Here is a 6841-nt window from a genome sequence, read left to right as displayed (position 1 = left end):
TACGCCTTGAACTCACCGAAGTACTTCGTGATCGCTGCCGTCAGAGACGTCTTGCCGTGGTCAACGTGGCCGATCGTGCCAATGTTGACGTGCGGCTTGTTGCGCTCAAACTTACTCTTTGCCATTTGAATGCTTCCTGTGAACGAAATGGTGGCCCCGGCGAACCGGTTTAGTGCCGCCGTTTAAGGCTTTCGGCGAAATTGCGCAAGACTTAATTGCAGACGCCATTCTTGGTGTGACAGCGCATATGGGAGACAATTCGCCGGCTGCAAGGCGATTCGCCGAAGCCTCCTCAAAAATCCCTGAAATCCTGGAGAAAACGGAGATACCTGCGGATCATCGCCGCAGCGATCACATGGACTATTTGATGCAGGAAACTGGAGCGGGTAGCGGGAATCGAACCCGCGTATTCAGCTTGGAAGGCTGCTGCTCTACCATTGAGCTATACCCGCGGGATGGTCAGATCCGATGACGAATGGTGGAGAGAGTTGGATTTGAACCAACGTAGGCTGAGCCAACGGATTTACAGTCCGTCCCCTTTAACCACTCGGGCATCTCTCCAGTTTTCGTCCGGATCTTGAAGACCAAGTTTGGCAGACTTCGAAGCGTTGCCGCCCGTCGTCTGCGCCGCGTATATGACCGGAGCATTTCAGTCTGTCAACACGATGACAACGGAAAAAACACGAAAAATTTCATTCGTCGCCGAAAGCCGGTACATGAAAGAGGGCCTATGCGACGACGAGCGCCCTGGCTATAAAGCCGCATGAGCAAAGACAAGAAATCCGGCGGCAAGACCGCGACCGACCCATCCGCGAAGGATACCCACTACGCCAATCTGCGACGGGCCCACCGTGACGCCAAGCGCGAGCGCGGCGATATCCCGACGCCCCAGCCGCAAAAGCGCAGGCGCGGCGGCGAGGACTGGAAGCCGCCGGCGCCTGCCCCCGACCAGGTGCATCTCTATGGCCTGCATACGGTGCGCGCCGCTCTCGACAATCCCGAGCGCAAGAAGATCAAGCTGTTCGTGACGCAGAACGCGCTCGCTCGTCTCGAAATCGATGTCGAGACGCTCGGCATTCCCGTCGAGACCGTCTCGCCGCAGGAGATCGACAAGGCGCTCGGCCCTGAGGCGATCCATCAAGGCGTGATGCTGGAAACACGGCCGCTGCCGATGCGCCGGCTCGAAGCGCTGAAGGACAGCCCTCTCCTGCTCGTCCTCGACCAGGTCACCGATCCTCATAATGTCGGTGCGATCATGCGCTCGGCTGTCGCCTTCAATGCCGGCGCAGTCATCACCACCCAGAGACATAGCCCGACCGAGTCAGGCGTGCTTGCCAAATCGGCCTCCGGCGCGCTGGAACTGATACCTTATATACAGATCACCAATCTCGCCGATGCGCTCGGTGAATTGCACAAGCTCGGCTTCTCCACCATCGGCCTCGATTCGGAAGGGCCCGCGCCGCTTGAAGGCACCTTCTCCGGTGAGAAGGTGGCGCTGGTGCTCGGTTCCGAGGGCAAAGGGCTGCGGCAGAAGACCCGCGAGACCGTCAATGCGCTCGCCCGCCTCGACATGCCAGGCGCGATCAAATCGCTCAACGTCTCGAATGCAGCGGCGATCGCGCTTTATGCGGCGCGGCTCTATCTGAAGGCATAGGCCGGCCCGCAGGCGGGCCGCGACAAAGGGGGAAGTGTCATGATCCGTTTCGTTCTCAGGCTCGCGGCTTCGGCGGCCGCGACGCTCCTTGTCTGTGGTCTGGCGCATGGGCAGGAAATCGATCCCGATATTCTCAAAGCGCAGGCCGGAACCTATCTCATTGCGCCCGATGACGGTAGAACCGGATGCCGGATGACACTCGAAACCGACATGGCGATCGGCGGCTATTCGCTTTCCGGTCAGGATTCCTGCGCCAAGCCGCTGCCGGCACTCGCCGAAGCAGCCGCCTGGAATTTCGATGGCAATGGCGGCGTCATCCTGATCGATCCGACGCGCAAGGTGCTCGCGCGCTTCGTCGAGAACGAGGGCTCGCCGATGAAGACAAAAGACAGCGTGCCGCTGCTGCTGGTCGCAGCGCCCGACGGCATCGACCACCTGCCGACCTTCCGCGGCCTTGCCGGAACATGGACGATGCAGAGGCCGGACGGCGAAAGGCTCTGCGGCGTGACCCTCAAGGGCAATGCCGAGGCGAACGGCAATGCGCCATTGTCACTTTCCGGTGACTGCGCTGCCAATGTTGCCAGGCTCAAGCTCGCGGTCTGGCATATCGAGGGATTCGGCCTCACGCTGATGGGCCATGATGGTTCGTCACTTGCCTTCGACATGCGTGCCGACGGCAATTTCGACAAGTCGAAGGAGGAAGGCGGCAAACCGCTTTCGCTGGTGCGCCAGTAAATCTCGATCAGCTCGGCGTCCGGCAGGCTGCAGCTCCGTCCATCGGCCTGCGCGCCGTATCGCCCGCCACATAAGCCAGCTCGACCGGATAGACGATCACGCTCGGTAGCTTTTCGATTTCCCTGGCGTTTTCAGGGCTGCGCTTCATCTCCGCCTTGTAGGCGGCAGCACAATCCGGCAATTGCTTCGGCGACAGACCAGTGTCGGCGGCAATCGTCTTCGCGCAGGCAGCACCCTCCAGATAGAGCGAGCAGGAAGCTGCGTAGACACGGCGGAAATCGAGGGTCAATTCCCCCTTCCCGCTCGTGATTGCGGCAAAGCCGTCACCCTCAAGGGAATCATTGAGCAGCCGCTCGCCTGTCGCAGCGTCATAGACGACGAACGGCAATCCGCCGTTCCATCCATCCGCCGCGCGGAAGAAGACGAAACCGCCACTGACGCCCATGACATATCCGGCGGTGTCATCCTCGATTGCCCGCTCGCGCTCGTCGGCGCGCTCACAAGGCGCATCAGCCGCAAGCAGCGCCAGCTTTTCGGCGCCGACCTCGCCGAGGTCGATCTCTTTGACGGCGAAGGTGGGATAACGGCTGCAGGTGATTTTCGGCTTCGCATCGGGATTGAGTTCATCCCTGTGAAGCGCCACGACGTCGACTTTCACCGGCCTGTCGAATGCGGCCGCGTTTTCCGATGCGCCGGCAAAGGAAATTAATGCAGCGACGATGACCGATGTCGTGACCGCCCGCTTCATCATATTCCCCGCCTCCCCGATGTTTCCGGTATTTCTGACACGGTTTGAACCGGTGTGATAGATGGAAAACGGCGGCAGCAGCGATCGTGCAATGTCTGGTCGATGTCGCGATAAATCCATTTTTACCTTGGAAAGATGCTCCTGCGTACTATGATCGGACGACGACCGATTGCAGCAATCGATCAGAGGCAAGGAGGAACATCCGCCCCATGGCCATTCGACCACTGATTTTCGGTGTCCTCTTCATCGCGGTCTTCGTCGGGATCATCCTCAGCATCATATGGGTGGACACATCACACCCTGTCCACCAGCCCGATCCCCTGTCGCCGATGGCGCCCGGCCCGGCAACGCCGGGAACGGTGCAATAGATCAGGCAGGAACGCGGACCGCGATCATGCGTTAATCCCGTAACCGAACGAGGATCGAACGCTCATGCGCACTATGATTGCCGTCGTCGCCTTCATGGTCGCCTCCGTGCTCAGCATAGCGATGATGTCGCCTTCCGGCGCCGGCCAGACCGGCAATGGCGACAGGATCGAAGCGAGCATCAACGAACCTGTCACGCATTGAGCCGGCAACGGCGGCCGGCGTTCCGGACTATCTATCCTCAGCCGTGGTAGAACCGGGGCATGTCTCGATCGTCATAACGCCATTCACGGCGCTCCCGCCAACCTTCGGCACGCCACGGCCGCCAGTGACGACGCTCATAGCGCCACTCGGATGGGCGCCAATCGGATGGGCGCCAATCGCGATCGTCGCGCCAATTCCGGTCGCCCCGCCAGTCGCGATCATCATCCCAGCGATCACGCCGCCAGCTGTCATGAATTTGGACGACATCGCCCTGCGCGGACACTGCCGGCCGGTTGGCTGGCATGGCACTAGCGGACGGAATGGACGCGAAAGCCGCGCCCGCGGAAATGGCAGCGGTAAGAATAATATGCGCGATCTTCATGGCAGTTTCCTCATTGATGATGAGGATAAGATGCAAGGCCGCGGCTGAATTGTTGCTGAAGCAGTGCTTCAGGCAATGTTCATCAAGAGAACGAGTGAATCGCGCAATGAGGATGGTGCCCCCGGCAGGGTTCGAACCCGCGACCCCCTGATTACAAATCAGGTGCTCTACCAACTGAGCTACAAGGGCAACAGCTGCCCAACTACCAGATTCTGTGATTCTGTAAAGAAAAAATCCATCCCTGGGGACTAGAGCCTGCGCTAAGCGGCAGCTATCGGTCGCCCGCTTGACCTGTTGTGGTTGACGATCGGCATCGACCCAAAGCCTCCCAATGCGAAAGTCCTTGTCGCACCAGCCATTTATCCTTTAGCTAGAGCAGCTTCACAAAGGGCATTGCATGGGCCGTTCATTTCAGACGCTTTCCTTTCTCGCCTCACCGACGATGGAGGCGCTCGCAGCGCGCGAAGAGTTGATTCGTCTCTATGGCGACGTGCCGGCGGAGAAAGCCGATGTCATCGTCGCGCTCGGCGGCGACGGCTTCATGCTGCAGACGCTGCACAGCACCATGAACTCGGGCAAGCTGGTCTACGGCATGAACCGCGGTTCCGTCGGGTTCCTGATGAATGATTATCGCACCGACCGGCTCCAGGAGCGCATCTGCTCCGCCGTCGAAAACGCCTTCCGGCCGTTGAAGATGACGACAGCCAATGCCGACGGCACCAACACCACCGCACTCGCCATCAACGAGGTCTATCTGTTCCGTCAGTCTTACCAGGCCGCCAATCTGAGGGTCCTGGTGGACGGTCGTGTGCGCCTAGAAGAACTGATCTGCGATGGACTGATGGTGGCGACCCCTGCCGGGTCGACGGCCTATAATCTCTCCGCCCATGGACCGATCCTGCCGCTCGAGGCGCCGTTGCTCGCCATGACACCGGTCAGCGCTTTCAGGCCGCGGCGCTGGAGGGGAGCGCTGCTTCCGAACAAGGTGACCGTCGATATCGATGTTCTCGAGCCGATAAAGCGCCCTGTGAATGCGGTGGCCGACAATACAGAGGTCAAATCGGTACTGCACGTCCGCATCGCCCAGTCCGAGCATATGACGGCGCGTATCCTTTCCGATCCCGACCGCTCGTGGTCCGACCGTATTCTCGCCGAGCAGTTCAAGGATTGAGACGATGGCAATGCGACAGCTATTGGTGACAACGGTTTTCCTTCTGGGATGGTCTGCCGTGGCTGCCCCAGCGCAGGATGCCATCCTGCCGGCATCGGTGATTTTTGCGACCAGCACCGGCTATTGGGAAGACGACGGCAACTCGCCAGCGGTCGAGCGAGCGCCCACAGGCGCCGAGGCCGTTGCCAATCCAGAGAGAAAAGCCGCGCAGCGCCACGGCTACTACAAGCTCTTCGCCGTCCGGCAGGAGGACAGGACCTCCAAGATCTATCTGCAGCAGATTGCCCAGACCGCGATCGATCCAGCGATCGTCTCGACCATCGAGCTGCAGGAATTCAGCGACCTGAAGCCTTACGTCACCGATATACGCCCCGAGAATTCGAACGGCATCATCAAGGAACCGGGGCTCTTCGCCACCGTCTATCTCAAGACCGATCCCGCGGCTGAGCCGGACGGCTGGACCGTGCTGATCGACGAATTCGGCGATATTACCGTCGAGAAGGCGACCAATTGAAAGACGAGGAACCGTTCGGAGAGGCATCCGGGAGATGAAACTCGGCTTTCGCGACGGCATCCTCTACGACGATAAAAGGCCGAACTGGGACGCCGACGGCCCGAGACCGATCAGCTGGTCCCTATGGTATCCCGCCGTCGAAGAGGCCCGGGAAAGCGACACGCCGGAAAGAAGCTGGTTCCAGAAGGCGGCCGTCGCCCGGAATGCGCCCATCAGGCCTGGAGCCACCCCCTACCCCCTCGTTCTTCTCTCGCATGGAACCGGCGGATCTGCCGCCGGGCTAGAGTGGCTGGCGCGACGCCTGGTCTATCGCGGATTTGCGGCACTCGGCGTTAACCATCACGGCAATACCGGCAGCGAGCCCTATCGCCCCGAAGGCTTCGCCTGCCTTTGGGAGCGAGCACCCGACCTCAGCCACATGCTCGATCACTCCCGCGACTGGCTGGGCGATCTTTCAGGCCATATCGATCTATCACGTGTGTTCGCCGCAGGATTTTCGGCCGGCGCCTATAGCGTGATGCTGCTACTCGGCGCCATCGCCCAGTTCTCGCAGTTCGAGCCGTCAAGGCTGAAGCCGGATGGCCCGCGCGGACCGCGGGAATTTCCCGATCTTGCCGATCACATTCCGACACTGCTTCGCACCAGTGCCGTGTTTTGCGATTCATGGTCCCGCATGTCGAGATCCTATCGCGACGAGAGGGTCAAGGCTGCGCTCGTCTGCGCGCCGGGTCGGTCCGTTCTCGGTTTCAGCGAAGAGAGCCTGAAAGCGGTCGATTCGCCCACCCTGATCCTGGTCGGCGACGCCGACAGGGCAGCTCCGGCCGAACAATGTTCGTCATGGCTGCATGCGCGGCTGAAACACAGCACTCTTAAAATCTTCGGCGGCGGCCTCGGCCACTATGTCTTTCTGCCGGAGGGCACCGGGCTCGGCCTAGCCTTTGCGGCGGAGCTGTTTACCGATCCCGCCGGCATCGAGCGCGCTGCCATTCACGCAGAAATTGCCGACCTGTCGGCAGCGCTGTTTCAAGCCATCGGCATCGGCGCGATGGCCTGAGCAAATGAAAAGC

At 60.5% G+C, this 6841-nt stretch carries 11 protein-coding genes and 3 tRNA genes; 8 read left to right on the top strand and 6 right to left on the bottom strand.

Features of this window, described 5'->3' with window-relative positions; all coding sequences use genetic code 11:
- From EFD55_RS27090 to EFD55_RS27080, 3 genes are all read right to left on the bottom strand, one after another.
- A partial coding sequence (locus EFD55_RS27090; protein WP_003578655.1) for a GTP-binding protein occupies window positions 1-125 on the bottom strand: 125 nt, incomplete at its 3' end.
- Window positions 126-378: 253 nt separating this feature from the next.
- Window positions 379-452, bottom strand: a tRNA-Gly gene (locus EFD55_RS27085).
- A gap of 24 nt (window positions 453-476) precedes the next feature.
- A tRNA-Tyr gene (locus tag EFD55_RS27080) sits at window positions 477-561 on the bottom strand.
- Window positions 562-590: 29 nt separating this feature from the next.
- Here EFD55_RS27080 and EFD55_RS33340 point away from each other — a divergent pair.
- From EFD55_RS33340 to EFD55_RS27070, 3 genes are read left to right on the top strand one after another with little or no spacing between them, the layout of a single operon-like run.
- On the top strand, window positions 591-767 hold the full coding sequence (locus EFD55_RS33340; RefSeq protein ID WP_165504850.1) for a hypothetical protein: 177 nt from the start codon (window positions 591-593) through the stop codon (window positions 765-767).
- Window positions 764-1654, top strand: coding sequence for a 23S rRNA (guanosine(2251)-2'-O)-methyltransferase RlmB (rlmB, locus tag EFD55_RS27075; RefSeq protein ID WP_125849246.1), 891 nt, complete (start codon window positions 764-766; stop codon window positions 1652-1654). Before EFD55_RS33340 ends, rlmB begins: the two co-directional genes overlap by 4 nt.
- 39 nt (window positions 1655-1693) lie before the next feature.
- On the top strand, window positions 1694-2389 hold the full coding sequence (locus EFD55_RS27070; protein ID WP_125849244.1) for an AprI/Inh family metalloprotease inhibitor: 696 nt from the start codon (window positions 1694-1696) through the stop codon (window positions 2387-2389).
- Window positions 2390-2396: 7 nt separating this feature from the next.
- On the opposite strand, the gene EFD55_RS27065 is transcribed toward EFD55_RS27070, so the two are convergent.
- Window positions 2397-3140 carry a hypothetical protein gene (locus EFD55_RS27065; RefSeq protein WP_245438571.1) on the bottom strand — a complete coding sequence of 248 codons (744 nt, stop codon included), beginning with the start codon at window positions 3138-3140 and terminating at the stop codon, window positions 2397-2399.
- A 206-nt stretch (window positions 3141-3346) separates the two neighbouring features.
- Between EFD55_RS27065 and EFD55_RS33335 the strand changes: the two genes are divergently transcribed.
- Window positions 3347-3505 carry a hypothetical protein gene (locus EFD55_RS33335; RefSeq protein ID WP_164737585.1) on the top strand — a complete coding sequence of 53 codons (159 nt, stop codon included), beginning with the start codon at window positions 3347-3349 and terminating at the stop codon, window positions 3503-3505.
- 64 nt (window positions 3506-3569) lie between these two features.
- Window positions 3570-3707 carry a hypothetical protein gene (locus EFD55_RS33330; RefSeq protein WP_165504851.1) on the top strand — a complete coding sequence of 46 codons (138 nt, stop codon included), beginning with the start codon at window positions 3570-3572 and terminating at the stop codon, window positions 3705-3707.
- Window positions 3708-3744: 37 nt separating this feature from the next.
- Here the strand turns inward: EFD55_RS33330 and EFD55_RS27060 are convergent, their stop codons facing one another.
- A complete protein-coding gene (locus EFD55_RS27060; protein ID WP_125849242.1) occupies window positions 3745-4089 on the bottom strand; it encodes a hypothetical protein in 345 nt (114 codons plus the stop codon).
- A 113-nt stretch (window positions 4090-4202) separates the two neighbouring features.
- Window positions 4203-4278 (bottom strand) — tRNA-Thr (locus tag EFD55_RS27055).
- 208 nt (window positions 4279-4486) lie between these two features.
- Here EFD55_RS27055 and EFD55_RS27050 point away from each other — a divergent pair.
- Genes EFD55_RS27050 through EFD55_RS27040 form a run of 3 tightly spaced genes read left to right on the top strand, consistent with a single transcriptional unit; the run spans window position 4487 to window position 6828 of the window.
- Window positions 4487-5260, top strand: coding sequence for an NAD kinase (locus EFD55_RS27050; protein ID WP_125849240.1), 774 nt, complete (start codon window positions 4487-4489; stop codon window positions 5258-5260).
- Window positions 5261-5264: 4 nt separating this feature from the next.
- On the top strand, window positions 5265-5774 hold the full coding sequence (locus EFD55_RS27045; protein WP_125849237.1) for a hypothetical protein: 510 nt from the start codon (window positions 5265-5267) through the stop codon (window positions 5772-5774).
- A 34-nt stretch (window positions 5775-5808) separates the two neighbouring features.
- Window positions 5809-6828, top strand: coding sequence for an alpha/beta hydrolase family protein (locus tag EFD55_RS27040; protein WP_125849235.1), 1020 nt, complete (start codon window positions 5809-5811; stop codon window positions 6826-6828).
- The last annotated feature ends 13 nt before the right edge of the window (window positions 6829-6841 follow it).

This window comes from Rhizobium pisi, from assembly GCF_003938655.1.
GTDB classification, from domain to species: domain Bacteria; phylum Pseudomonadota; class Alphaproteobacteria; order Rhizobiales; family Rhizobiaceae; genus Rhizobium; species Rhizobium pisi.
Note: the sequence above shows the minus strand (reverse complement) of the source record. Positions and strands in the feature narration are given on the sequence as shown.

Coding starts and splice junctions, on each gene's coding strand:
- EFD55_RS33330 (WP_165504851.1), top strand. CDS start 3,570: ATGCGCACTATGATTGCCGTCGTCGCCTTCATGGTCGCCTCCGTGCTC.
- EFD55_RS27050 (WP_125849240.1), top strand. CDS start 4,487: ATGGGCCGTTCATTTCAGACGCTTTCCTTTCTCGCCTCACCGACGATG.
- EFD55_RS27065 (WP_245438571.1), bottom strand. CDS start 3,140: ATGATGAAGCGGGCGGTCACGACATCGGTCATCGTCGCTGCATTAATT.
- EFD55_RS27070 (WP_125849244.1), top strand. CDS start 1,694: ATGATCCGTTTCGTTCTCAGGCTCGCGGCTTCGGCGGCCGCGACGCTC.
- EFD55_RS27045 (WP_125849237.1), top strand. CDS start 5,265: ATGGCAATGCGACAGCTATTGGTGACAACGGTTTTCCTTCTGGGATGG.
- EFD55_RS27060 (WP_125849242.1), bottom strand. CDS start 4,089: ATGAAGATCGCGCATATTATTCTTACCGCTGCCATTTCCGCGGGCGCG.
- EFD55_RS33335 (WP_164737585.1), top strand. CDS start 3,347: ATGGCCATTCGACCACTGATTTTCGGTGTCCTCTTCATCGCGGTCTTC.
- EFD55_RS27040 (WP_125849235.1), top strand. CDS start 5,809: ATGAAACTCGGCTTTCGCGACGGCATCCTCTACGACGATAAAAGGCCG.
- rlmB (WP_125849246.1), top strand. CDS start 764: ATGAGCAAAGACAAGAAATCCGGCGGCAAGACCGCGACCGACCCATCC.